Below are 23,964 nucleotides of genomic sequence, written 5' to 3' on the forward strand. Positions count from 1 at the left end.
CGCAATTTCACAGCGAAAAAAACAAAAGTGGACACAAATACACAACCTCAAATTCAAAAATCGTTATACAAAGACTTTGTAGAAATTACAAAAGCACGCTTATCTATAAGTGTTGTGGTTTCTACTATTGCAGGTTATTTGTTAGGGTTTGATGAAGAGCAACCTTTTCAATGGTTGGTATTGTTGCTTTTAATTATTGGAGGGTATTGTATGGTGGGCGCTTCTAATGTTTTCAATCAAATCATTGAAATTGAATTAGATGCTAAAATGGATCGTACTAAAAATCGTCCGTTGCCTTCTGGTCGAATTACTAAACAAAATGCTTTTATTTTAGGTTGTATATTAACCCTTTTAGGATTAGCTATTTTATACAATGTAAATCCAAAGACGGCTATGTTTGGGGCAATATCTATTTTCATGTACGTGAGTTTATATACGCCATTAAAAACAGTAACACCTCTTTCGGTATTTGTAGGAGCTTTTCCTGGCGCTATTCCTTTTATGTTAGGATGGGTTGCAGCAACAGGGCATTTTGGAATTGAGGCTGGAACGTTATTTATTATACAATTCTTTTGGCAGTTTCCTCATTTTTGGGCAATTGGTTGGTTTTTATATGAAGATTATGAAAAAGCAGGATTTTTCATGTTGCCAACAGGAAAGCGCGATAAAAAAACGGCTTTACAAACTATTTTATATACAATTTGGATGATTTTAGCATCTGTGATTCCGGTTTTTGGATTTACTGGTAAATTAATGTTGTCTAAAATTTCTACTGCATTAGTAGTTTTATTAGGTTTGTGGATGTTATTTTATGCGGTAAAACTGTATAAGGAGATGGATGCAAAAGCAGCTAGAAAACTAATGATTATTAGTGTTTCTTATATTTCGTTGTTACAAATAATATATGTTATAGATAAATTTTTACGATAGTTATGGAAAATAGAATGACATTAGAAGAAGAACAAGCTCGTAAAGGTAAAACATACAAAATGTTGCTATGGTTTGGAATGATTAGCATTTGTATGATTTTTGCTGGTTTGACAAGTGGTTTTATCGTGAGTAAAAAAAGACCAGATTGGATAGCTGATTTTAACATGCCAAATTCATTAATTATCAGTACAATCATCATTATTCTAAGTAGTCTTACGTATTATTTTGCTAAAAAGTCAATTGAGAAAGGTTCAAATTCTACAGGTATGATTTTCTTAATTACTACATTAGTTTTAGGAATCTTATTTGTGTTTTTTCAATTTAATGGATTTTCAGAGTTATATAGTATGCAATTAGTACCTACTGGACCATCAAGTACAGTTAGTGTTTCTTTTTTGTATGCTTTTGTTATTGTGCATGTTGCGCATCTTTTTGGAGGGTTAATTTCACTTTTTACAGTAATTTATAATCATTATAAACAAAAGTATAATCCTGCTCAAACCCTTGGTATAGAGCTAAGTGCGATGTATTGGCACTTTATGGATTTTATTTGGGTTTATTTGTTTTTATTTTTCTATTTTTTCAAATAGAAAAAAAATAATAAATTTGGGAACTTTTTAACAATTAAAAAATTTATGGGAGCGACAGTTATTTCAGACGAACACGCTTTAGACGGAGGTCCAGGACCATTAGGAGCAACCTATGGTAAAATGATGATGTGGTTTTTCATCTTATCAGATGCATTAACTTTTTCTGGTTTCTTAGCCGCGTATGGTTTTTCAAGATTTAAATTTATTGAAACTTGGCCAATCGCCGATGAAGTTTTTAACCACTTTCCATTTTTACACGGTGTAAATGCACCTATGTATTATGTGGCATTAATGACTTTTATCTTAATCTTCTCATCTGTAACTATGGTATTAGCTGTAGATGCAGGTCACCACATGAAAAAAACAAAAGTTGCTTTTTACATGTTCTTAACTATTATTGGTGGTTTTATCTTCTTAGGATCTCAAGCTTGGGAATGGAAAAATTTCATCAAAGGAGAGTATGGTGCAGTTGAAACTAAAGGAGGTTCTATTTTGCAATTTGTTCAAGAGCAAAAAGATGGTACTTTTAAAAGAGTAGCTTTAGCTGATTTTGCAGCAACATTACCTGAAGCTAGAGAGCAATTAAATAGAAATAACGGTATGTGGTTCATGAGTGAAGCTGCATTGCCAACTTACTCATTAAATGAAGTAGTTGAAGGTTTCAAAGCAGATGAGTCTATCGTTATTCGTTCTGAGTTCTTAAATGATAAAAAACATAAAACAGTTTTATCAAGAGAAGAATCTTTAAAAAGATTAGAAGATGCAAAATATGTTGTTGAAGGAGCTAACTTAGTTAGAAATGAATACGGACATAAGTTATTTGCTAATTTCTTCTTCTTCATCACGGGTTTTCACGGTTTCCACGTATTTACAGGAGTATTAATTAATATCATTATTTTCTTTAATGTGTTATTAGGTACTTATGAAAAAAGAAAAAGCTACGAAATGGTTGAAAAAGTTGGATTGTACTGGCACTTTGTCGATTTAGTGTGGGTATTTGTATTTACTTTCTTCTATTTAGTATAATTTATAATAAAAGTATATCATGGCACACGCACACGAATCAAATACAAAAAGAATTTGGATAGTTTTTGGAATACTATCTGTAATTACTATCGTAGAGGTTTTATTCGGTATCTATAAACCAAAATCATTACATTTCACAAATGTTTTAGGAATGAATTTACTTAACTGGTTGTTCATTATTTTAACTATTGTAAAGGCCTATTATATTACTTGGGCTTTCATGCACATGGAAGGTGAAAAAAAATGGTTTAGAAGATCTATTGTTTGGACAGTAGTTTTCTTAATTTTATATTTATCTTTCATCTTGTTAGTAGAAGGTGACTACGTTTACGACGTTTATAAAACAGGACATTTAAAGTGGATATTTTAACACTTGTTTCTATTATATAATCCCGATTTTCATCGGGATTTTTTTTACTTTTGTTTATTGAAAATTAATACTATAAATGAAGAATAAAATTGTTTTAATCTCACTTTTTATTTTACCAATCGCAATTTATTTGGTATTCTCTACTGCTTCTCATAATTCATTGTTTTTGCCTACTATTTCTAAGAATAATCAAGATATACCCTCAGATTGGACTAGTTTAGATGGTACTAAACAAGTTATGAAAGGAAAGATTACAGTTTTAGGCTTTGTTGGAAATAAAGTAATTGAAAATAGGGGAAATTTCTTTAATCTGAATCAGAAAATATACAATAAGTATAAAGGCTTTAAAGATTTTCAAATGATTATGGTTGTTCCTACTGGAAATGAGCAAAAATGCCAACAAATTATAGATGAATTAGCTCCAATTACAGGTGATATGAATGGATGGCGATTTGTGTTTTCATCTCCAGAGAATATACAAGAGTTTTACGATAGTTATAAATTAATGGGGCAATTAGATGAAAATAAAGGGACTCCTGCAGTAATTATTGTAGATAAAGATTTGAATCATCGTGGAAGAAAAGGTAAAAACAAAAAAGGAGAGGAAGAGTATAAAGAAAGTTATAACACCATTTCTGCTGCCGATTTACATAACGAAATGACAGATGATGTTAAAATTATTTTGCGCGAATATCGTTTGGCTTTAAAAAAGAATAAAAACGAAAGAAAAGACGCATTTCGTGATAACATCAAAAAAAACATAGAAAACCAAAAGTAATTTGTCATGAAAAATAAATCGTATATAGGAATTTCATTTATCGTTTTGATTTTCGGGATTTGGGCTATACCAAAAATTGTATCTAAGTTTCAAAAATCTGATTTAGTTGAAATCGGTCCGGTTCCAGAATTCAAATTAACAGACCAAAATAACAAATCGATCTCTGATAAAGACTATTTAGGAAAAGTATATGTAGTTGAATTTTTCTTTTCAACTTGCCCTACAATTTGTCCTAAAATGAATCAAAGTATGCTTCAATTACAAGATGAGTTTTATGGAAATCCAAATTTTGGTTTAGCTTCAATTACTATTGATCCTGAAAAAGATACGCCTCAAGTTTTAAAAGAGCATGCAGATTTATTGGGAGTTAAACATTATAATTGGCATTTTTTAACAGGAGATAAAGCGTATATTTACAGTTTAGCAAATAAAGGTTTTAATTTATACGCTGGCGAAAATAGTAAAGTGGCAGGTGGTTTTGAACATTCGGGTTTATTTGCATTAATTGATAAAGATGGAAATATAAGATGTAGAAAGGATGCTCAAGGAAATCCTATTTTATATTACGATGGTTTAGATGCTGCCGGTGTTGAAGCTATTAAAGAAGATATTAAAAAATTATTAGAAGAATAGAAGTTAATAATTCAATTTTAAGAATAATATTCAAAACTTAATTGAGTTTATACCTCATAAAATGATGATATAATTTCCTGGTTTAGCTCATAGGATTAAAAATAAAAAAAATGGAAAATAATTTAGAAACAAAGTACAATAAGTTAATTGTGGTTTTGTCTGTTGCTATTCCAGCAGTGGTTGCCATACTTTTTGGAATAAACTTAAGAAAATTGGGTTTTGATGTTAAGCCATTATCGTTTCTACCACCAATTTATGCCGCAATTAATGGTTTAACAGCTATAGTATTAGTAGCAGCTGTAATTGCTATAAAAAAAGGAAATAGAAAACTGCATGAGAATTTAATGAAAGTAGCCATTGCGTGTTCGATAGCATTTTTAGGAATGTACGTTGCTTATCATATGACTTCTGATTCTACTAAATTTGGGGGAGAAGGATTCGTAAAATATGTATATTATTTTATATTAGTTACTCATATATTATTATCTATTATCATTATTCCATTGGTTTTGACTACTTATGTGAAAGCTTTATCACAACGTTTCGATAAACATAAAAAAATTGCAAAAATTACTTTTCCTATTTGGTTGTATGTTGCGGTTACAGGTGTAATTGTTTATTTAATGATTTCTCCTTATTATGCATCATAAAGTGAAAAGAGAAAAGTTAAAAGTAAAAAAACGAAAGCAGGAAGTATTCAATAAAATACTTTTTACTTTAACCTTTTTACTTTTGCCTTTCATAGCTGAAGCTCAATGTGCTATGTGTAGAGCTGCGCTTGAAAGTGAGGAAGGTAGTGTAAAAGCAGAAGCAGTAAACGATGGTATTGTGTATTTGATGGCAATTCCATACATATTAGTAGGAGTTTTAGGTTACGCCATTTATCGACTTAAATACGGTAAGAAAAAAGACATATAAAAAAGTCGTTTCAATTGAAACGACTTTTTGTTTTTTTACTCTAAGCCATCTATTTTAATATCCATTTTACCAGAAGTAGTTATAAAAGCAATAATTGCTTTATCTGTAAGTTCTACTTTTTCAAATTCAAAATCGTTTATAGTACCGTTTACAAAAACACCTTTCATTGGGGAATAATTATTCAAATAGGGTTTCATGTTTTCTTTTCCTTCTTCTAAATTCCCTTTAATTGAATAGCGGCAATTTTCTTGAATTTTTTTCAAAATAGTTCCTTGTAAAAGCCAGTTAGCCGATTTAGTTAAAATTCCTTTAGTGTTTAGTACATAATCCATTTGGTCAAAATAGATTTCCTTAGTAATAGGATTGTAATTTGGAATTCCAGACAAGTATATAGTTCCATTGATACTTCCTAAAATATCCAATGCAATAATCATTTTACCATCTTTTTGCCATAAATCTACTTTTTGAACCGTGATTTTTCTACTTCCAGAGGCAAATTCTTGCCCTTGAAAATTTTTGGTTACAATTTTACTAGCACTTTCGTAAGTTGATACCGCAACAACCGAAACCGTAGTTTGGTCTGGAATTCTTTCAACAGGTTTTAATATGATTTTAGAAGCATCAAATCCGTTTTTAGGCTTTTGTCCCACCATGGTTTGCATGTTGCATTTTAATCCCATATTCAACATGATTTTGGTTTGTGTTAATCTAGCTTGGGTAACATATAATTCAATGGGAACCATTTTAAACCAAGTTTCATAAGACTCACTTGTTAAAATAGGATTACTTAATTTGTCTAAAGCATCTAAAACTTGAGGTTTAAAATCACAAGTTTTATCTATTGCTTCATCAATTTTTTTTGAAATTTTAGTTTTAAAAAGACTTAATGTTGGATTAATGATGTATGTAATAGGTACTTTTTTTCCAGCAACAATAATATTTGGACTTTCGTTCCACTCAAAATCATCAATTTTTGATGTTGTTGTTAATTTCCAGTTTGTTAAATGAGTTTTACTGTTTAAAATGATTGTTCCATTCAAGTTAATTTCTCTAGTATCATTTAAACCCATGAAATCGGTTCCGTATTTGAATTTAGCCCAAATTTTCAATGGAATACTAGATACGATATTTCCGTTTTTTTCACTCAGTTTAATAGGAGCTGTTTTCCAAATTTTCATTTCGGTTTTATCGTCACTTAAAATAGTGTCGTTATAAATTAAACCAGTTACATTTTTATTTAGTTGTTGTTCTAAATCTTTTAATGTAATTTCTATTGGCATTGAAATAAATGAAACTTTATTCTTAAAAACTACAGGATTGTTGTTAGATGGTGCTGGTTTTAAGGCTTCTATCTTTTTTGTAGTCCCACAAGAAACGTTAAGGAGCGTTATAAAAAATAAAGCAATTGCAGCAAAAATAGTTTTCATGATGATTTGAATTTTCGCAGCAAAAGTAAAATTTTAAATGATATACTGTAACAAAATATCAAAAATTAGGTCTTATAAGAAATGAGAATTAAAGCACATACAATGACAACAAAAAAAATAGTTTTTTTTCTATTGTTGATAGGTTTTCAACTTTCGGCTCAAAGTAAAAAATGGACTTTGGAAGAATGTGTAGATTATGCCATTCAAAATAACATTTCTGTAAAACAGTCTGAATTGGATTTGAAATCATCTGATATTGATAAACTTGAAGCTGTAGGAGGATTTTTACCAAGTTTAAGTGGAAATGCAAATTATAGTATAAACACCGGAGCAAGTATTAACCCTGTAACGAATCAATTCCAAAATCAAACGTTTAAATCGTTTTCTGCATCTGCAAATTCTGGAGTAATGTTATTTAATGGACTAGCTAATTGGAAAACATTACAAAGAGCAAAATTGAACAAAATTGCTAATTCGTATCGTTTGGATAAAATGAAAGATGATATTGCTTTGTCTGTAGCTAATTCTTATTTACAGATTTTATTTAATAAAGAGCAATTGAAAGTTCAAAAAAATCAAAATCTAATTACTAAAGAAAATATTAAAAGAACACAAGAGTTGATTGATGCAGGATTGCTTCCAGCTGGAGATATTTTTGAACTTCAAGCGACAGATGCAACTCAAGAGCAGCAAATTGTTGCTACAGAAAACACATTGTTAATTGCGAAAATTGGGTTATGTCAAACCTTATTAATTGAAGATTTTGCTAATTTCGATATTTCTGATGAAGTAATTGATTTGCCAATGACAAATATTACCAATGAATCGCAAGAAGCAATTCTTGAAAAAGCAAAAGAATCAGTTAATGATGTAAAAATTGCAATGGCTAATTTAGAAGTTGCTAAAAAAGATGTATCCTTATCAAGATCTTCCTATTTGCCAACATTGTCTGGTTTCTTTGGTTACAATACTCGTTGGGCAGAAAGTACTCCCTATAATTTTATAGATCAATTAACATTGTTTGATGGAACAGGAGTAGGATTGCAATTAAGCGTGCCAATATTAAATGGTTTTGCTACAAGAGGAAGAGTACAACGAGCTAAAATAAATCAAGAACGTTCTGAATTTCAATTGAAACAAGCAGAATTAGATTTAGAACGAAATGTTTACCAAGCTTATAATGATGTTATAAATGCTAAAAAATCATATGAAGCGGCTCAGAAAACTTTAGAAGCAAGAAAACAATCATTTAATTTTTCTAAGGAACGTTTTGAAGTGGGGTTAATGAATTCTTTTGATTTTTCTCAGTCTACTTTAGCTTTTGAAAACGCACAATCAGAAGTCTTAAGGACAAAATACGATTACCTTTTTAGAACCAAAATTTTAGAATTCTATTTCGGAATTCCTTTAGTAAAAAAACAATAGTTAAAATATAAATATATAGTCATGTCAAAGAAAACCATATACATTTTATCAGGAAGCGCAGTTGGATTGATTTTGTTGTTAGTTGGACTTAAAAAAGGAGGCGTTATTGGAAATAATGATGACTCAAAAGTTGTTGAATTGTCAAAAGTGACTCAAACTACAATCGTAGAAACGGTTTCTGCAACAGGAAAAATTCAGCCAGAAATTGAAGTAAAATTATCTTCTGAAGTTTCAGGTGAAATTATTGCTTTGCCTATAAAAGAGGGGCAACAAGTTAAAAAAGGCGATTTATTAGTTAAAATTAATCCAGATATTTACGAATCAGGAGTTAATCGTTCGGTTGCTTCTATGTCAACAACTAAAGCCGGATTGAGTCAGGCGGAAGCTCAAGTTAAAGAAGCTAAAGCGAACTACGATAGAAATAAAAAATTATTTGAAAAAGGCATTATCTCAAAATCAGAATGGGATAGAATTGTTTCTACTTATGAAGTGGCAGTAGCTAATAAACAATCTGCTTATTATCAAGTACAAAGTGCATCGGCAACAGTTACAGAAGCAAATGATAATTTAAGAAGAACTACTATTTATGCACCAGCAGATGGAACAATTTCTTTGTTAAATGTAGAATTAGGAGAACGTGTTTTAGGAACGCAACAAATGGCAGGAACTGAAATTTTAAGAATTGCTAACTTAAATAACATGGAAGTAGAAGTTGATGTTAATGAAAATGATATTGTAAAAGTTAACATTGGAGATTCTGCAAATATTGAAGTAGATGCATATTTAAAAAGAGAATTTAAAGGGATTGTAACTAGTATTTCAAATTCTGCTAGTACAGCTTTAACCGCTGATCAAGTTACTAATTTTAAAGTAAAAGTCAGAATTTTAAAAGAATCATATCAGGATTTATTAGAAGGGAAACCTGAAAATTATTCACCTTTTAGACCTGGTATGACTGCAACTGTTGATATTATTACAAAACGTAAAGAAAATATCATTGCAGTTCCAATTAGTGCTGTTGTAATTAAAGATGATACAACTTCTGTAAAAAAAGATGTTGTTGCTGAATTAGAAAAGCAAGAAAAAGAACAAAAAGGTACTGCTCCTAAAAACGATAAAAAATTTGAATGTGTTTTTGTGAAAGTTGGCGATAAAGCTAAATTGAGAGTTGTAAAAACAGGAATTCAAGATGATACGAATATTGAAATTATTTCAGGATTAAAATCTGGAGAGGAAATTATAACGGGTCCTTATACTACCGTTTCAAAAGATTTAGTTTCTAATGATAAAGTAAAAGTTGAATCTGCAAAAGATAAAAAAGAAAGTAAGAAATAGATTTCTTATTAGTTATTTGGGTAGATAAGGCATAGGAAACTGTGCCTTATTTTTTTTACGGTATTATCTTCTTAACTTTGCAATTCAAAAATCTAAAAATGGCGATCATTCTGAATTTAGAAACAGCTACTAAAAATTGTTCAGTAGCGTTAGCAAAAGAAGGAGCATTAATTGCAAGTAAAGAAATTGCAGAACAGCATTTTTCTCATGCAGAAAAATTACATGTTTTTATAGAAGAATTACTGAATGAAAATCAATTGCAATTTTATGATTTGTCTGCAATTGCTGTTAGCCAAGGACCGGGTTCCTATACAGGATTGCGTATAGGAGTTTCTTCAGCAAAAGGATTTTGTTATGCCTTAAATATTCCGTTAATAGCCATAGATACACTTCAACTTTTAGCAAAACAAATTCAAATAGAAGACGGAATAATTATTCCAATGATAGATGCTCGTAGAATGGAAGTTTTTACAGCTATCTATGATAAAAATCACCATCAAATTCGCTCAACTCAAGCCGAAATTATTGATGAAAAATCGTATCAAGATATTTTAGATACAATTCATTTGGTTGGAGATGGAACAGAAAAATTTAAAAATACTTTACTAGCAGATAAATTTGTATTTCATTCAGAAGTTATATTTCCATCTTCTAAAGAAATGTGTGAGTTGTCATTTGATAAATACAAAAAAAGCGACTTTGTAGATGTCGCTTATTTTGAACCTTATTATCTTAAAGATTTTGTACTAGTAAAATAATTTTTTACTCTTTGTGAATTTCAACTTGATGTGGATATGGAATTTCTATTCCAGCAATATCAAATTCGATTTTTATTTTTTCCAAAACTTCTGATTTCACTTTTAAATAGTTTTCAGTTAATGTGTAAGGTCTTACAGAAAAATCAATTGAACTAGCCGCTAATTCATTTAATTGAATTGTTGCTTCTGGTTCTTTTAAAATTTCTGGGATAGATTTTAAAACTTTATCGATGGTTTTTTTAGCTAATTGCAAGTCGGTATTGTAATCTACAGAAATAATTAAATCTACTCTTCTAAATCCATTTGCGGTATAATTAGTTATAACACCATTTGATAACGAGGCATTTGGAATCACTATTTGTTTGTTGTCTGGAGATGTAATGACAGTTGAAAATATTTTAATGTCTTTTACTGTTCCTAAGACACCTTGAGCTTCAATAAAATCACCTAAGCGAAAGGGTTTAAATAAAATGATTAGAATTCCTCCTGCAAAATTGGAAAGAGAACCTTGTAATGATAAACCAATTGCTAAACCTGCAGCTCCTAAAATTGCAACAAATGAAGAGGTTTCGATTCCAAGCTTTGAAATTACTGTTACAAAAAGAAGAATGCGAAGTGTCCAAAAAATTAAATTCCCAATAAAGGTTGATAACGTCACTTCAACATTTCTTTTTAGCATAATTTTTTTTGCTGCTTTTGTAATGAGACTAGTAGCCCACAATCCCACAAGTAAAATAACGATAGCAACAACAAATTTTGGCGAATATTCTAAGATTAATTTCTTAATGGTTTCAAAATAATTTTCAATTTCAATGGCTGTCATAATTGTTTCTTTAATTGGTACTAAATTTCAAATATCAAAATTAAGTTTTTTAAATAATAAATTGCGTTAATACTACCTTAAAATAGGATTTCAACTTCTTTAATTATCAATAGAATTCGCTATTTTTTTAATTTAAATTATTTTCTTAAAAATAAAATTGATAACATTAAATTAACATAGGATTGAAAATCTTAAAGGAATTTTGCATAAAAATTAATTTGTATTAGAATGGAGCAGATTTATATCATAATGTTAATTGTTTTAGGTGTTTTAGCCATAATCGATTTAGTGGTTGGGGTTAGTAATGATGCCGTAAATTTTTTAAATTCTGCAATTGGTTCTAAAGCAATTTCTTTTAAAACAACAATGATTGTTGCTAGTTTAGGAGTTTTAGTTGGGGCTTTGTTTTCTAGCGGAATGATGGAAATTGCTCGAAGTGGTATTTTTGTTCCTAGCATGTTTAGTTTTAATGATGTAATGATCATTTTCCTAGCGGTAATGATATCTGATATTCTATTGTTAGATGTTTTTAATTCGATGGGATTGCCTACTTCAACAACGGTTTCTATTATTTTTGAATTACTAGGTGCAGCAGTTTGTTTAGCTATTTATAAAATTTACACTACAGAAGAAACTTTAGATCATTTAGGAGCTTATATCAATACGAAAAAAGCATCTGAAATTGTATACAGTATTTTATTGTCGGTAGTGCTGTCATTTAGTATTGGTAGTTTTGTACAATATATTTCAAGATTAATCTTCACTTTTCATTACGAAAAAAAATTAAAATATTTTGGTTCTATTTTTGGTGGATTAGCCATCACTGCCATCACATTTTTTATTTTAATTAAAGGTTTAAAAGGAGTTTCTTTTATATCAAAAGAGCAATATTCTTGGATAAAAGATAACCAATTATTGATTTTAGGTTTCAATTTTGTGTTTTTTACTATTTTATCCCAAGTATTAACTAGCTTGTTCAAAGTTAATATTTTAAGAGTAATTATTATTATTGGAACTTTTGCACTTGCATTAGCTTTTGCTGGTAATGATTTGGTTAATTTTATTGGTGTGCCTATTGCTGCTTTTAATTCGTATGAAATTTTTGATGCTGCAGGAGTTTCAGGAGATACTTTTATGATGGGTGATTTAGCTAATGATAATATTGTAGCGCCCTTTTACTTTCTTTTATTTGCTGGAGTGGTAATGGTAATCACTTTATGGACATCAAAAAAAGCAAGAAGTGTTATTGAAACTGGGGTAAACCTTTCTAGACAAGGTGATGGTGTAGAGAAGTTTTCTCCAAATTCAGCTTCAAGATTTATTGTTAGAACTGGAGTATACATTGGTGAAGGAATTAATTATTTTTTACCAAAAAGTATTCAAATTCATATTGATAAACGTTTTGAAAAAGTAGAAAAAAAATATAAAAATGCCGATGAGGAGCCTGCTTTTGATATGGTAAGAGCTTCTGTTAATTTAATGGTAGCAAGTATTTTAATTTCTATAGGAACTTCTTTAAAATTGCCATTGTCTACTACTTATGTAACTTTTATGGTGGCAATGGGATCGTCATTTGCAGATAGAGCCTGGGATAGAGAAAGTGCTGTTTACAGAATTGCAGGAGTGTTTAATGTTATTGGAGGTTGGTTTTTTACTGCAATTGTTGCTTTTATAATGTCTTTTGTAATTGCTTACATTTTAAAAATTGGAGAAGTATTTGCTTTTGTAGGATTGGTTCTTATGTTAGCTATTTTACTATACAGAAGTGCTAGAAAACACAAATTAAAAGTACAGGAACAAGAAGAAATTAAAAGTCTTAGAAAAGAAGATGTGGGTACTATTAAAGAAATGATAGTAGAAAGTTCTTCTCAAATTTCAAAAGTATTAAGAAAAACAAGTTCACTATATTCTAATGTTATTGATAATCTAGGACTTCAAGATTTAAATAATCTTAAAGAAAATAAAAAGGCATTAAAAAAGTTAGAAAAAGAAATTGACGAGCTTAGAAGCAATGTGTTTTATTTTATTAAAAATCTAGATGATAATTCAGTAGAAGCGAGTAAATTTTATATTTTAATTTTAGGTTATTTACAGGATATGGTTCAATCTATTGAATTTATTACTTCTAATAGTTATTCACATGTAAATAACAATCATAAAAAATTAAAGTTCAATCAAATTCGAGATCTTAAAACTGTAGATACTCAATTACAAGAATTATTTATTCGTTTAGAAGAGAGTTTTAAAACAGAAGATTTTTCTAAATTGGATGATATTTTAAAGGAGAAAAATGCATTTTTAGAAACGGTTTCTGAATTAATATCAAAACAAATAAACCGAATTAGAACTACAGAAACGAGTCCGAAAAATAGTAAATTGTATTTTGCTTTACTGCTAGAAACAAACGATTTAATTAAATCAATTATGAATTTATTAGAATTGTTTAAAGAATTTAATCAGCAAAATAAAAAGTAATATAGATATATTGAAAATGCCCCAAAAAGATTAATCTTTTTGGGGCATTTATATTGTGGTTAGTTTGTCAATTATCCGTTGATTGCTTCAACTTTGATTGCTTCATCTTTTAGCATGTCTTTTAACATGTTTTCAATTCCGTTTTTTAAAGTAAATGTTGAAGACGGGCATCCGCTACAAGCTCCTTGTAAAACAACTTTTACTCTTTTTTCGGTAGGATCAAAAGATTCAAACATAATATTACCTCCATCGCTTTGAACAGCTGGTTTTACATATTCTTCAATTATATTAATAATTTGTTGCGAAGTAACATCAAGAGCATCAAAGTAGGCTTCTTGTTGTTTTTGATGAATTTCTGTCGTTACAATAGCAGTTTCGTCAATTACCAGATTTCCGTTTTCTATGTATTCTTTGATAAATGTTCTAAGTTCTAATGTGATTTCATCCCATTCTGTAACAGCGAATTTAGTAACTGAAATATAATTTTCATCAATAAATACTTCTTTAACAAATGGGAATTTAAACAATTCTTTTGCTAGTGGAGATGCATTTGTTTCATCAATATTTTTGCACTCTAAAGCGGTTTTTGTTAAAAGTTTATTGCAAACAAATTTCAATACTGAAGGGTTTGGTGTTGTTTCAGCATAAACCGTAATGGGTTGTTTTTTCGTTTTGTTTTCTTCAACCTGAATGATTGTTCCTCCGTTGTTAATAAAATCATTTATTTGATTGGCTACATCATCTTGAACGTCTTCCCATTCAACAATCGAAAATTTTTCAATAGCAATAAAATTTCCAGAGATATAAACCGTTTTAACAAATGGCAAATAGAATAATTGTTTAGCCAAAGGAGAATTTTGTGTTTCATCAATGTTTTTGAATTCAAAATTTTGTGTTCTCACAATAATTTCGTCCAATTCAAACTTTACTATGGCAGGATTTTGTGTTATTTTGGTTGCGATAACTTGCATAAGACTTTTATTTTTTGCAAAGATACAAAGTTAGAAAGACATCTGGTTTCTTTTATTTAGACTCTTTTAGTTTTAACTTTTTATTAGTTTTTGATTAATATTTCATAATTAGAAGCTTAATTATATCAATTGCTTAAAAAAAAAGTAATTTTAACTTAAGAATATTTTATTTGAAATGTAAAAGAAACTTAAAAATTTATATCTTTGGCAAGTTCGTAGTAAAAAATAATTTTTTTATTGTTTTTTATGAATCTGTTTTTACTTTCAAAATCCTTGAAGTACAAATAGAACGAAAGCATGTTTTCATTAAACTTAACTACAATGAATTTTAAAAAGAGTTATTTTATTTTAGCATTTTTACTAGCACAATTTTCTTTTGCCCAAGAAGGTATTGCTGTATATTCAGATTATTTGTCTGATAATTATTATTTAATTCATCCTTCAATGGCTGGTGCGGCTAATTGTGGTAAAATTAGATTAACGGGTCGTCAACAATGGTTTGGGCAAGAAGATGCTCCAGCACTTCAAACGGTAAGTTTTAATACGGCTTTAGATCAAGATGGAATTTCTGGTTTTGGTATGATTTTGTTTAATGATAAAAATGGATATCACTCACAAAGAGGAGCAAAACTTACTTATGCGCATCATTTAAGATTTTCTAGAGGTACATTAGATTTAAATCAATTATCTTTTGGTTTAAGTACTGCTTTTGTTCAAAGTTCAATTGATGGTAGAGATTATAGAGGTTTTGACCCAGTAATAGTTCAAGGTGTTGTTCAAAAAGATGCTTATTTTAATATTGATTTAGGTGTTTCTTATCACTATATGGATTTCTTTACGCACTTTACAATTAAGAACTTCATGGCAAGCAGAAGAGAATTATATACCAGAGATATAGAATCTGACAATTTAAGTAAATATTTATGGAGTGCAGGTGCTGTTTTTGGTAATGAAGATAATTTATTGTTCGAGCCATCATTTATGTTTCAATATGTATCAGAAACTAAAGAAAAATCAATTGACTTAAACTTAAAAGTTTACAAACAATTAGATTTCGGAAAATTATGGGGTGGATTATCTTATAGAAGAAGTTTTGATGGAGCTCAATATAGCGACACAAGTGGTGGATTACAAGATCAAAAATTACAATGGATTACTCCAATTGTAGGATTAAATTATGATAAATTTATGTTCTCCTATACGTATTCTCATATTATGGGTGATGTTAAATTTGATAATGGAGGTTTCCACCAAATTACGTTAGGTATTAACGTATTTTGTAAGGATAAAGCTTGGGATTGTAATTGTCCTGCTGTTAATTAAAAACTATTTTCAATTATATTTGTGTCCCGATTTATCGGGACATTTTTTTTAATACGATTTATATGTTAATTAAAGAAGTAAATGGGAAATTTCCACAAATCCCAGAAGATTGTTATGTGGCTGAAAATGCAACAATTGTAGGTGATGTTACTTTTGGAGCTAATTGTAGTGTGTGGTTTAATGCCGTGGTAAGGGGTGATGTTAATTTTATTACCATTGGCGATAAAGTAAATATACAAGATGGCGCTGTTATTCATTGTACCTATCAAAAGCATCCAACAATAATTGGGAATAACGTTTCTATAGGTCATAATGCGATTGTGCATGGATGTACCATCAAAGACAATGTATTAATAGGTATGGGCGCTATTGTTATGGATAATTGTGTTATAGAAAGTAATTCTATAGTAGCGGCTGGCTCCGTAATTACTCAGAACACTATAGTTGAATCTGGTTGTATTTATGCTGGTGTACCTGCAAAAAAAGTAAAAGATATTGACCAAAGTGATTTTGCTGGTGAAATTCAGCGTATATCAAATAATTACGTAATGTACTCGGGTTGGTTTAAAGAAGATTAATTTAAAAATTTTTAAAAATCACCTTTTCTTGATGGTTTAATATAGTTTCTATGACTTCAGGCTCGCTATTTGTATAAAAAATTTGCGAGCTTTTTTCATTAGCATTATTAAGCAAATTATTTTGTTTTAAAATATTTAGCGTTTGTTTTGCTACGGCTTCACCAGAATCAATTATTTGAACGTGTTCTGGAATTATTTTTTTAATTTGCGGAATTAAATAAGGATAATGGCTACAACCTAATACTAAAAAATCAATATTTTTTTCAATCATAGGGGTTAGGTAACTTTTTAAAAGTTCTTCCATTTCTGGGGAATTAATGTCGCCATTTTCGATTAGTTGAACTAAGCCATGTCCTATTTGTTCAATAATTTTCACATCGGGATGATTTGCTACACTTTTATGGAATAATTCGCTGTTTAGCGTTCCTTTTGTAGCTAATATGCCAATGGTTTGAGTTTTTGATTGCAAGGCCGCAGGTTTTATTGCAGGTTCAATTCCAATGAAAGGAACTTTATACTTTGCTCGCAATTCTTGTATGGCATTAGTTGTAGCAGTATTACAAGCTACAATTATAATTTTACAGTTTAATTCTAATAGTAGTTCAGTGTTTTTACAACTTAAAGCAATAATCTCTTCTTTTGTTTTTAATCCGTAAGGAGCATTAATGCTATCCGCAAGATAGATCGTATTTTCATTTGGCAATAACGAATGAACCTCTTTCCAAATAGAAGTTCCACCAATTCCCGAATCAAATAATCCTATTGCGTTATTTTGTATCATGTAAACAAAAATAAAAAAAACTACTTAATCTCATATGAGATTAAGTAGTTTTTAATTTTTATAAAGTTTTGTTAGATTAAAACCCTAAAGATTTTTTTACATCTGCTAAAATATCAACACCATCAGCCACTAATAATCCGCTTCCAGTTGTAGCATCTAACACATAGTTGAAGCCTTTTTCTTTAGCTACTTTTTTAATTGCGTTTTGTGCTTTTTCCATGATAGGTTTATATAAGTCCATTTCTTTTTGACCTAATTCTTTTTGAGCTGTTTGTTGGAATTGTTGAATACGAGCTCCCATATCTTGCATTTCTTTAGAACGAGTTTCGTTTAAAGCATCACCAGCTGTTGGAGCTTCTTGCTCATACTTTTGTAATTTAGTTTGATATTCAGCTACCATGTTTTTGTAATCTTTATCATAGGTCTCTTGAATTTTTTTCATTTGCTCTTGAGCCGTTTTCATTTCAGGCATAGCAGTCATTAATGCTTGTAAGTCTATATGAGCTACTTTTGTTTGAGCTGAAACTTGAGTTCCAATGAAAAGTACGATTGCAATTGCTAATTTTTTTAAATGTTTCATTTTTAATTTTAAAATTTAAGTTATTTAATTTTTATTCTCTGTTTCTGTTTCTGTTTTTTGTTCTTTAGCTTTTTTAGCAGCTTCTTTAGCTTCTGCAGCTTTTTTCTTTTTTTCTTCTAATGCTTTTTTTCTTTCTTCTAATTTTTTATTTCTTTCATCAATAGCTTTTTGTCTAATTTCAGCAGGAGTTAATTTTTTTTCTCCTTCTACATTTTCTTCTTTGGCTTTTGATTCATCAGTAACATTATCTTTATTTTCCTCTTTTACTTCTGATTTGTTTTCAGTTTCTTTAGAGTCTTTTTCAATTACTGTGCCATTTTTTTTAGCATCTCTTTCTTCAAGTAATTTTTTTCTTTTTTCAGCAGCTTCTGCTTTCTTTTGTTCGTTAGCTAATTTGCGTTCTTCAATTAATTTTTCTCTAGCTGCTTTTTTCTCATCTAAAATTCTTTGACGTTCTGTGTAAGCTGGATTTTCTTCAAGAGATTCTTCTAATGCATCTTTAGCTTCTTGTGCTTTTAATTGCTTTTTAGTCATTTCTTCTCTTTTTTGAGAAGCAGCTAATTTTTTAATTACAAAATCGCTAATATCATATTTTTGAGCTGCAAATAACATAGTTAAATCTGAAGACTTATCAAAAATGAAATCATATTTTCTTTGTTCAGCAACATCTTGAACTATAGTAAAAATTTGGTCTTGTATAGGTTTAATTAATACTGTTTTTTGAACTATTAAATCACCTTTTGGTCCAAAACGCTTTTCTTGATATTCAAGAAGTTCTTTTTCTAAATAGGCAATTTCTTCTTCTCGTTCTTCAATTAATTCTTTAGTTAATAAAACTCTTTCTGTTTTTAAAGCATCTTTAAGTTTGTCTATTTCCGTTCTTTTAACCTCAATTTCTTGCTTCCATTTTTGAGCTTTTTGTTCTAATTGATTGTTAGCTTCTGCATAATCTGGAACTTTTTCTAAGATATACTCCATGTCTATATATCCAATTTTAACTCCTCTAGCCGTTTGTGCTTGAGAAGTAAATGAAAATAGTGCAAGTAATATTAATATTTTTTTCATCTTCAAATTTGTTTTTTGTTCCTGAATCTTATTACTGATTCTACTTTGATGCTTGTTAAACGTATAAAATTGAAAAATATTTTTACGAATGTAACAAAAAAGTACTAACAAACCTTAAAATTGTTGTCCAATAATAAAATGCGTTTGCCAACCACTTTTAACTGTTTCACCTGGAATAGCATCAAAACCATGAGCAAAGTCAATACCTAATAATCCAAATGCAGGCATAAATACACGAATACCAAAACCAGCTGAACGTTGTAGTTTAAATGGGTTGTATTCTTTGAAAGTATCAAATGCCGCACCCGCTTCTAAGAAACTTAACGCATAAATAGATGCAGATTGATTTAAAGTAATTGGATAACGTAATTCTAATGAGAATTTATTATAAATAGTACCTCCATCTTGAGAAGACAAAGAGTTATTTGGATATCCTCTTAATTGGATTACTTCTCTACCGTCTAAAGCAAAGTTAGCTAAACCATCACCTCCAAGGAAGAATCTTTCAAAAGGTACTAAACCTCTTTCTGAGTTGTAAGCTCCCATGAATCCAAATTCTGCATTGGTACGTAATACTAATTTTTCGTAGATTCTATTATAATTGTCTGCTTTAAACTTGATTTTGTAATATTCCAACCAATTAAATTTTTGTTGGTCTACTTTTCCACGATCAACAGCAGCGTCTGCAGGATCCGTTACTGGGTATCCTTCACTATTTAGGTAACTTCCAGCAGGATAATTTGAACCGTCTGGAGCTTCTCCAGCTTCAGTAGCTCTAACTTTGTTTTCAGCAAGATTTTCTAAGTTTCCATAATCTACACCATTGAATAATGAGTATGGTAATGTAAATTTACCAGAAATACTAAATTCTGAACCAACAGTTGGGAATATTGGGTTAACCCCTTTACTATTTCTAGATAATCCAATTGTGTAAGCTAAGTTTCTTGAAGCACCATCTCCAAATGTAAATAATCCTGTATTATAGTTATTCAAGTCATAATATTGGAATGATAACGCTTGAGATAAAACAAAATAATCATCTGGTACAGTTAATCTCTTTGCAAGTCCTACTGATAAAGATGTAATATTGAAACTTTGACTTCTAGTTACATCACGTGTTCTTGAATTAAATAAGAATTGCTTACTGTGTGATAAAGAGGTTGAAAAACTTACTGGTTTTTTACCTCCAAACCAAGGTTCTGAGAAAGATAAACTATAGGTTTGGAAAAAGGAACTTCCTTGTAAACGTAACGACATTCTTTGTCCATCTCCCATAGGAAGTGGTTTATAAGCATCTTTCTTAAACATTTTTCGAGCAGAGAAATTATTGAACGATAAACCTAACGTTCCAATAAATCCACCTCCACCATAACCACCTTGTAATTCTACTTGGCTTGATCCTTTTTCAACTACGTTGTATTCAATGTCAACCGTTCCGGCTTGTGGGTCAACGTTTTTAAAATCGGGTTTAATAGCTTCTGGGTCAAAGAATCCTAATTGGCCAATTTCACGTATCGAACGAATTAAGTCTTCTTTACTGTATTTTTGACCAGGTTTTGTTCTTAACTCTCTGTAAATTACATGGTCGTTTGTTTTGTCATTTCCTACAACTGTAATTTTATTGAAATAAGCGATAGGACCTTCTGTAATTCTAATTTCAAAATCAATAGTATCATTTTCTGTTCTTACCTCAACTGGGTTAATGCTAGAGAATAAATATCCGTTATTTTGATACAAATTAGTTAAATCTTCACCGTCAGGTTTTGTTTGATCAGCTATCCTTTTTTGAAGAATGGTTCCATTATAAACATCTCCTTTTTTAATTCCTAATATAGAATTTAGTTGACGTTCTGTATAAACAGTATTTCCTAAATAACGAATATCTCCAAAATAATATTTTCTTCCTTCTTCTAGTTTTACTTTAATAGAAATAGTGTTTGATTTTTTATCATAAATTACAGAATCAGAAATAATTCTAGCATCTCTATTTCCTTTTTCTTTATATTTTTCAATTACTTTAGCTAAATCTTCTTTGTACTTTTCTTTGATATATTTAGACTTCTTGAAAATTCGAATTGGATTTCTTTGTTTCGTGTTTTTAAAGGTTTTTTTAAGTTTTGAATCACTCAATTGATTATTTCCTTCAAATACTATGCTTTTTACTTTTACTTTACTTCCTTTATCAATATTTACTACCATTTTTACCTCAGTGTCTAAACTATCAGGTATAATGTTTATAGCAACTTTAGTTTGATAAAAACCGTCTTTTTTATATTTATTCTCGATATAATTTTTTGTGGTAGTAATTAAATTTTCATTTACAATTTTACCTTTTTTTAAATCGGTTTCTTTAATTAGTTCTTCAATTTTACCTTTTTTAACTCCTTGTATTTTAACATCGGATAATTTAGGTAATTCGTTCATGTTTAGTTCTAAAAAGATACTATCACCTTCAATTTTATTCACATAAAAATTAACGTCAGAAAACAAACCTAACTTCCATAATTTTTTGATTGCATTACTAATATCTTCACCAGGAACAATAATTTCTTGACCTTTTTCTAATCCTGTAAAAGTGGTAATCGTTTGTTCGTTATAACTAATCTTTCCAGTTACATCAATTTTAGCAAGTATATAGGGTTTTCCACTTTCTAATTTAGTTTCTTGTGCAAATAAAGAAGTAGTAAATAATAATGTTACTATTGAAAATAATTGTAATCCTTTTTTAAACATTTTTTTAAGGTATAATTTGTTCGCTTGTTTTTCCAAATCTGCGTTCTCTTTTTTGATAACTAATAATTGCTTCATACAAATGGTTTTCTGAAAAATCGGGCCATAGTACTTCAGTAAAATAAAACTCAGCGTAAGCTATTTGCCATAATAGAAAATTACTTATCCTGTGTTCACCACTCGTTCTAATTACTAAATCTACATCAGGTAAATTGTGTGTGTAAAGATGCTGATTAATAATTGATTCGTCAATAGCCTCTTCAGAAATTATATTATTTTTAACTTTGTTCGTTATTTTTTTAACAGCTTGAATTAACTCTTCTCTTGCACCATAACTTAATGCTAAAGTTAATGTCATCCTTGTGTTTTCAGCTGTTTTTTCAATTACTTCTTGTAATTCTTTTTGTACGCTATCAGGTAAATTTGTTAAATTTCCAATGGCGTTTAATTTGATATTATTAGCTTGTAAAGTTTTAATTTCTTTCTTTAAAGAGGAAACTAATAACTTCATAAGAGTGTCAACTTCTAGTTTTGGTCGGTTCCAGTTTTCAGTTGAAAAAGCATAAAGTGTTAGATTTTTAATGCCTAATTTAGCACAAGCTTCTACAGTTGTTCGTACTGACTTTGTTCCATTTTCATGGCCAAAGGCACGAAGCATTCCTTTTTGTTTAGCCCATCTGCCATTTCCATCCATTATTATGGCTAAATGTTGAGGTAAATAATCGGTATTTATTTTTTTTAATAATTCCATATTATTCTGCACAAAAACATGGGTTTTGCCCAAATGTATAAGTTAATGTTAAACCAGTAAATACATACCAATCGTTACTATTTTTATTTCCAAAACGTAAAGTTTCAAAATTATCATTTTTAGGATTACTTCCATCTAAATTATCGGTGAAAGTATATCTAAATCCAACTTCTGCTGCTAAAATAAATTTGTCTAAAACTCTTGCTTTTATTCCTAAAACCATAGGTATTGCAAAAGTGCTACTTTGGTAATCTAATCTACTATTGTTATCTAAAATAAAAATTTCATCATAAATAAAATAGCTTATTCCAGAATAAACATATGGAGAAATTTTAGGTTCACCATCATGTAAATTAAAGTCCATAAAATTAAACTCTAATCCAGCTGAAAATTCCTTTACTTTATTTTCAAATGAATTCCCTCTTAAATTTCTACTTGGAATATCACTGTCAGCATCATTAGAAGTTAGTTTTCCTTGCATATAGGAAAATCTATAAGCATGTCTCGGACTTCTATTCCACTTGTAAATAATTCCAAAAGCAGGCTCGTTTGGCGAAATATAATCGGTAGGTCCAACATCTCCAATATAGTTAATACCACCTCCAAACACTCCTAATTCATTAATTTGAGAATAGGTGTTGAAACCGCAGAAAATCAGTAATATATAAAATAAAAAGTACTTCATTTTTTAAAATAGTTTGCAAATATAACAATATTGACTACTTATCCCTATTTTATGGGATTTTTTTGTTGTTATTTAAAACGCTTAAAACGTTAAAAAATGAAAAATGATATAAAAAAGAATGTTAATTTCTTTTGTCTTCACCCCAAAGTAGTTTTTTTCGAATGGTATTTAGGAAAGATTCCTCTTTAAATTCAATTATTGAAATCGTGAAAGGAGATTTTTTTATGGTTACAATCGTGTCTTTAGAAACGGCCGAAATTCTAGAGTCTAATGAAATCAAGAATTGTTCTTCTCTCCCAGAAATTCTTAGCTCTATTTCCATATCATCTGTAATTACTAAAGGTCTAGCATTTAAGTTGTGAGGTGCCATTGGGGTAATGACCAAACTGGCAACATTAGGTGTAAGAACTGGACCACCACAGCTTAATGAATATCCAGTAGAGCCTGTTGGAGTTGAAATAATAAGTCCGTCTGCCCAATAAGAAGTAAGATATTCTCTATTTAAATAAGTGATAATAGTAATCATCGAAGTTGTGTCTTTTCGAGCTACAGTTACTTCGTTTAATGCAAAATCTAATTCACTAAAATTTTCATAATCAGGAGTAGTCTTAATGCTTAATAAAGTTCTCTTAGAGATAGCATAATCATTATCAAGTAGTTTTTGAAGTAGTGGTTCAATATTATCTAATTGAATCGTAGCTAAAAAACCTAATCTTCCAGAGTTTATTCCAATTATTGGGATATTTTTATCTCTAACAAACGTAGCTGCTTTTAATATAGTTCCGTCTCCTCCAATGCTTATCAATGCTTTACAGTCGCTATCTAAAGTGGAATAATTTGAGTAGGTTTTGTAATCTTTTGAAAGGATATTTTTTTCTTTTAAAATAGATAAAAAGGTTGCTTCAAAAGTAATTTCAATTTCTTTAGATTCTAAAAATGTTACAACTTTATGAACTGTTTCGGCTGTGCTGTTTTGATAATACTGACCAAATAATGCTATTTTCATTAGGAC

At 29.5% G+C, this 23,964-nt stretch carries 24 protein-coding genes; 14 read left to right on the forward strand and 10 right to left on the reverse strand.

Annotated features, from left to right (window positions below):
- Positions 1-27: 27 nt before the first annotated feature.
- The 8 genes from cyoE (at position 28) to LOS86_RS02115 (ending at position 5,245) form a co-directional block, all read left to right on the forward strand.
- Positions 28-930 (forward strand): heme o synthase, encoded by a 903-nt coding sequence (cyoE, locus tag LOS86_RS02080; RefSeq protein WP_231843007.1) that lies wholly within the window; start codon positions 28-30, stop codon positions 928-930.
- A 2-nt stretch (positions 931-932) separates the two neighbouring features.
- The gene (locus tag LOS86_RS02085) at positions 933-1,520 is read left to right on the forward strand and encodes a cytochrome c oxidase subunit 3 (RefSeq protein ID WP_231843008.1); all 588 of its coding nucleotides are present in this window, start codon (positions 933-935) and stop codon (positions 1,518-1,520) included.
- A 45-nt stretch (positions 1,521-1,565) separates the two neighbouring features.
- Positions 1,566-2,546: a cytochrome c oxidase subunit 3 gene (locus LOS86_RS02090; RefSeq protein ID WP_231843009.1), complete on the forward strand. Its 981-nt coding sequence runs from the start codon at positions 1,566-1,568 to the stop codon at positions 2,544-2,546.
- A 19-nt stretch (positions 2,547-2,565) separates the two neighbouring features.
- Positions 2,566-2,916 (forward strand): cytochrome C oxidase subunit IV family protein, encoded by a 351-nt coding sequence (locus tag LOS86_RS02095; protein WP_231843010.1) that lies wholly within the window; start codon positions 2,566-2,568, stop codon positions 2,914-2,916.
- Positions 2,917-2,992: 76 nt separating this feature from the next.
- Complete coding sequence (locus LOS86_RS02100) at positions 2,993-3,694, forward strand: hypothetical protein (protein WP_231843011.1); 702 nt, start codon at positions 2,993-2,995, stop codon at positions 3,692-3,694.
- 6 nt (positions 3,695-3,700) lie between these two features.
- The gene (locus LOS86_RS02105; RefSeq protein ID WP_231843012.1) at positions 3,701-4,327 is read left to right on the forward strand and encodes an SCO family protein; all 627 of its coding nucleotides are present in this window, start codon (positions 3,701-3,703) and stop codon (positions 4,325-4,327) included.
- 110 nt (positions 4,328-4,437) lie between these two features.
- Positions 4,438-4,977, forward strand: coding sequence for a DUF420 domain-containing protein (locus tag LOS86_RS02110; protein WP_231843013.1), 540 nt, complete (start codon positions 4,438-4,440; stop codon positions 4,975-4,977).
- Positions 4,967-5,245, forward strand: a complete 279-nt coding sequence (locus LOS86_RS02115; protein WP_508349247.1) for a CAMCR motif-containing small membrane protein — start codon at positions 4,967-4,969, stop codon at positions 5,243-5,245. The genes LOS86_RS02110 and LOS86_RS02115 overlap by 11 nt, the downstream gene beginning before the upstream one ends.
- Before the next feature lie 35 nt (positions 5,246-5,280).
- Here the strand turns inward: LOS86_RS02115 and LOS86_RS02120 are convergent, their stop codons facing one another.
- Positions 5,281-6,672: a DUF4403 family protein gene (locus LOS86_RS02120; protein WP_231843015.1), complete on the reverse strand. Its 1,392-nt coding sequence runs from the start codon at positions 6,670-6,672 to the stop codon at positions 5,281-5,283.
- Between the two features lie 102 nt (positions 6,673-6,774).
- Between LOS86_RS02120 and LOS86_RS02125 the strand changes: the two genes are divergently transcribed.
- The 3 genes from LOS86_RS02125 to tsaB all read left to right on the forward strand — a co-directional run bounded on the left by LOS86_RS02125 (position 6,775) and on the right by tsaB (position 10,190).
- Complete coding sequence (locus LOS86_RS02125) at positions 6,775-8,097, forward strand: TolC family protein (RefSeq protein ID WP_231843016.1); 1,323 nt, start codon at positions 6,775-6,777, stop codon at positions 8,095-8,097.
- A 21-nt stretch (positions 8,098-8,118) separates the two neighbouring features.
- On the forward strand, positions 8,119-9,432 hold the full coding sequence (locus LOS86_RS02130) for an efflux RND transporter periplasmic adaptor subunit (RefSeq protein WP_231843017.1): 1,314 nt from the start codon (positions 8,119-8,121) through the stop codon (positions 9,430-9,432).
- A gap of 98 nt (positions 9,433-9,530) precedes the next feature.
- The gene (tsaB, locus tag LOS86_RS02135; RefSeq protein WP_231843018.1) at positions 9,531-10,190 is read left to right on the forward strand and encodes a tRNA (adenosine(37)-N6)-threonylcarbamoyltransferase complex dimerization subunit type 1 TsaB; all 660 of its coding nucleotides are present in this window, start codon (positions 9,531-9,533) and stop codon (positions 10,188-10,190) included.
- A gap of 4 nt (positions 10,191-10,194) precedes the next feature.
- Here the strand turns inward: tsaB and LOS86_RS02140 are convergent, their stop codons facing one another.
- Positions 10,195-11,013 carry a mechanosensitive ion channel family protein gene (locus tag LOS86_RS02140; protein WP_231843019.1) on the reverse strand — a complete coding sequence of 273 codons (819 nt, stop codon included), beginning with the start codon at positions 11,011-11,013 and terminating at the stop codon, positions 10,195-10,197.
- A 228-nt stretch (positions 11,014-11,241) separates the two neighbouring features.
- Here LOS86_RS02140 and LOS86_RS02145 point away from each other — a divergent pair, with 228 nt between their 5' ends.
- Positions 11,242-13,488, forward strand: a complete 2,247-nt coding sequence (locus tag LOS86_RS02145) for an inorganic phosphate transporter (RefSeq protein WP_231843020.1) — start codon at positions 11,242-11,244, stop codon at positions 13,486-13,488.
- Between the two features lie 71 nt (positions 13,489-13,559).
- Here LOS86_RS02145 and LOS86_RS02150 read toward each other — a convergent pair whose 3' ends face one another.
- Complete coding sequence (locus LOS86_RS02150; RefSeq protein ID WP_231843021.1) at positions 13,560-14,459, reverse strand: NifU family protein; 900 nt, start codon at positions 14,457-14,459, stop codon at positions 13,560-13,562.
- Between the two features lie 321 nt (positions 14,460-14,780).
- Between LOS86_RS02150 and LOS86_RS02155 the strand changes: the two genes are divergently transcribed.
- Together LOS86_RS02155 and LOS86_RS02160 are read left to right on the forward strand one after the other, a co-directional pair.
- The gene (locus tag LOS86_RS02155) at positions 14,781-15,782 is read left to right on the forward strand and encodes a PorP/SprF family type IX secretion system membrane protein (RefSeq protein WP_231843022.1); all 1,002 of its coding nucleotides are present in this window, start codon (positions 14,781-14,783) and stop codon (positions 15,780-15,782) included.
- A gap of 62 nt (positions 15,783-15,844) precedes the next feature.
- A complete protein-coding gene (locus LOS86_RS02160; RefSeq protein WP_231843023.1) occupies positions 15,845-16,360 on the forward strand; it encodes a gamma carbonic anhydrase family protein in 516 nt (171 codons plus the stop codon).
- 1 nt (position 16,361) lies between these two features.
- On the opposite strand, the gene murI is transcribed toward LOS86_RS02160, so the two are convergent.
- From murI to LOS86_RS02195, 7 genes are all read right to left on the reverse strand, one after another.
- Positions 16,362-17,141, reverse strand: a complete 780-nt coding sequence (gene murI / locus LOS86_RS02165; RefSeq protein WP_231843024.1) for a glutamate racemase — start codon at positions 17,139-17,141, stop codon at positions 16,362-16,364.
- Between the two features lie 76 nt (positions 17,142-17,217).
- Positions 17,218-17,721, reverse strand: coding sequence for an OmpH/Skp family outer membrane protein (locus LOS86_RS02170; RefSeq protein WP_231843025.1), 504 nt, complete (start codon positions 17,719-17,721; stop codon positions 17,218-17,220).
- 24 nt (positions 17,722-17,745) lie between these two features.
- On the reverse strand, positions 17,746-18,792 hold the full coding sequence (locus tag LOS86_RS02175) for an OmpH/Skp family outer membrane protein (protein ID WP_231843026.1): 1,047 nt from the start codon (positions 18,790-18,792) through the stop codon (positions 17,746-17,748).
- 108 nt (positions 18,793-18,900) lie between these two features.
- Entirely contained in the window at positions 18,901-21,594 is a 2,694-nt protein-coding gene (gene bamA, locus LOS86_RS02180; RefSeq protein ID WP_231843027.1) for an outer membrane protein assembly factor BamA, read from the reverse strand.
- The gene (gene uppS / locus LOS86_RS02185) at positions 21,524-22,267 is read right to left on the reverse strand and encodes an undecaprenyl pyrophosphate synthase (RefSeq protein ID WP_231843028.1); all 744 of its coding nucleotides are present in this window, start codon (positions 22,265-22,267) and stop codon (positions 21,524-21,526) included. Before uppS ends, bamA begins: the two co-directional genes overlap by 71 nt.
- A 1-nt stretch (position 22,268) precedes the next feature.
- Entirely contained in the window at positions 22,269-22,952 is a 684-nt protein-coding gene (gene porG, locus LOS86_RS02190) for a type IX secretion system protein PorG (protein WP_231843029.1), read from the reverse strand.
- A gap of 121 nt (positions 22,953-23,073) precedes the next feature.
- Positions 23,074-23,958, reverse strand: a complete 885-nt coding sequence (locus LOS86_RS02195; RefSeq protein ID WP_231843030.1) for an NAD kinase — start codon at positions 23,956-23,958, stop codon at positions 23,074-23,076.
- Positions 23,959-23,964 lie beyond the last annotated feature (6 nt).

Source organism: Flavobacterium cyclinae (genome assembly GCF_021172145.1).
In the GTDB taxonomy this organism is placed as follows: domain Bacteria; phylum Bacteroidota; class Bacteroidia; order Flavobacteriales; family Flavobacteriaceae; genus Flavobacterium; species Flavobacterium cyclinae.